A 2,345-nucleotide genomic window follows, 5' to 3' on the forward strand; every position below is an offset into this window, starting at 1 on the left:
TATTCATCTCAAATAAAAGTGCGGTTGATTATTTAAGCGTTTTAAAACATTGAAAAATTTTACCGCACTTTTCAATCAACCTGTTTATTAATCTTGCAAAGCTGGCGATTTTTCGGTTTCCTCCCAGTCATCGTTAACTTCGTTAATTAAACCTTCTGAAGCCAGTTGTTCATTAAGTTCTTGTTGTTCTTTAACTGCTTTATCATAACGTTGCATTTGTTGTTTGTAAGAAAGAGAATTCCAAAACGCTTTGTGTTCTACGATAGCTCGGTCGATTTTCTTCCGGCTGGAAATCGGAAAACGAATAAAACTGAAGCTGTTACAAAAAGCAATAGCAGGACGAAGCCATGGCGTGCGATAAAATCTACCAATATGTTTTAAAAATTCAGGATTTTCTTGAGTAAAGAATTCCCGCATGGCTTTAATCAGATGCATGTTATGCAGAGGATTCGGCAGGGGATAACAACCTAAAAGTTCAGCCTCGGTGTATTTCCCTTCCACTACAAGCCCCGTCATCAACAACGAAAAGTGCTTACGGCTACCGAACATATAAAAACTAAAGCGGTTATATTTCATCCCCATTAGCGGGTCGCCTTTATCCGGTACTGGCATTACAAAAATTTTATGAAAGGCTTGCATATAAATGACTCGCTCTTTACGGTTAAGCCGAATTGAGCGATGGCGTGGGTAGAAAAAGAGCAAGAAAATAAAGAGAAATAAAATAGAGTGAAGAATAAACCATATTTTAGATTTTAATATATCAGTGCTATATTCCGACTTATACTCTTCATAAGAAAGAATTTTTTCATCGGGGAACATCTTTATAAATTCGCTATCTTTCCTAGTAATAATATGTCTATCATGCATAGGTTTAATTACTTCATCAGAATAGAATCCAAAACTTAGTTCATTTTTTATAGCACTATATATTCCAGATAAGGGGAATTCGTTGTGTTGATAATCTAAAAATGCAATCACTGCAAAGATACCAATAATAAGCATTCTAAAAAAACCTCTCAAATAGCCATCAAAAGTTGAGTTTTTGATTTCGATTTCATCTTCATTGACTTTACGTATTGAAAATCCTAGGTCTTGGTAGATTTTTTTTAACAGCATATTACTTACCTTTTATATCCAATATTGTTGTATCTGATGTTATGTCTTCAGTTGCTTGATTATAACGAGGAATGGAAACTTGTAACTTGAGGCGTTCAATTTCATTAGCATTAACTAATAAAGGATTTCCACTCAGAGAATCGCTAATAGACCAATCTTTAAAATATAATATTGCCTGCCCCGACCTATTTTCATCAAAAATAATTTGAGGTTCAGAATATACTTCCAAGAAAGGTGAACGTCTTATGGTAATAGATTTGTGAGTAATTTTTAGTTTTTGTGCTGTATCTGATGTATTTATATTAGGATGCATCACTAAAATATGATGCTTATCTATTACTTCAAATTTAATTTTTTCTGTTATAGAGAATAGTCTTTGTAGCTCTAATGTATAAAAAATATATTCACGCTGAGTTAATGAATTCGAAAATTTACTATGGTTAAATTGGTCTTTGAATAAACTTCCTTTTTCTCGTCTGTCTGTCCAACCATAAGCCCCAACAGCTTCTCCCCAATAATTATCACTATCACCCCAAAAGCTATGTTTAATCCAAAGCTCCATGTCGCTTTTCTTAAACAATGCTAAACCAACACCGATTAATAGCAATATTGCGCCCACATAAGGTAACGCTATTGCGGCTATACGCAATGCTGCACCAGCAAATGCCACGTTCGCTGATGTGGATGCCATCATGGTTAACGCGGTGCCTAACGTTGCGGGCGATAACGCCATTAAGGCAGAACCAGTCCCTCTAGACACCGCCCCCCAGTAGTCTATTTCATCGCCTTTATATTTAGCCTCATGGGCATTTGCCACTTCAACGAACACGCCAATACCTGCCAGCGCTGTGCCGAAATTAAACAACCCCGCCCTTGCAGCTTGCCAGCCGCTTGAGAATGTTGCTCCTGTTGCATTATTAATTGCTGTTAAAGACATGCGCTGACCGGCAACCTGCCTAAATTCAAACCCTAACTCACTGCCCGGAGCGACTTTTTCTGTTAAGGCTAATAAAGTAGCAAATGTGGCATTATTTGCCCAACGCCCTTCTTTGGTATAACTGGAATCTTCAGTAAAAAAGCCTAATATAGCTGAAAAAGCAAACAGTTTTGCTGCACCATCGAGTTTTGATGAAAGGTGGGTTACGTTTTTAAAATCCTCATCATCTACTTTTAAGCCGATAGGAAGTTCTGTTCTTACTGGAATGAGCTCTTCTGTAGTGAGTTTTTTT

The 2,345-nt window shown here is 36.8% G+C and carries 1 protein-coding gene and 1 pseudogene; both read right to left on the reverse strand.

Annotated elements, in window-relative coordinates; translation table 11 throughout:
- Positions 1-87: 87 nt before the first annotated feature.
- Positions 88-1,116 carry a hypothetical protein gene (locus HMPREF3263_RS10460; RefSeq protein WP_070853288.1) on the reverse strand — a complete coding sequence of 343 codons (1,029 nt, stop codon included), beginning with the start codon at positions 1,114-1,116 and terminating at the stop codon, positions 88-90.
- A gap of 1 nt (position 1,117) precedes the next feature.
- Positions 1,118-2,345 (reverse strand): annotated as a pseudogene (locus HMPREF3263_RS10465) (hypothetical protein); the annotation flags it as partial.

The organism is Haemophilus sp. HMSC61B11, from assembly GCF_001838615.1.
GTDB lineage: Bacteria > Pseudomonadota > Gammaproteobacteria > Enterobacterales > Pasteurellaceae > Haemophilus_D > Haemophilus_D parainfluenzae_AD.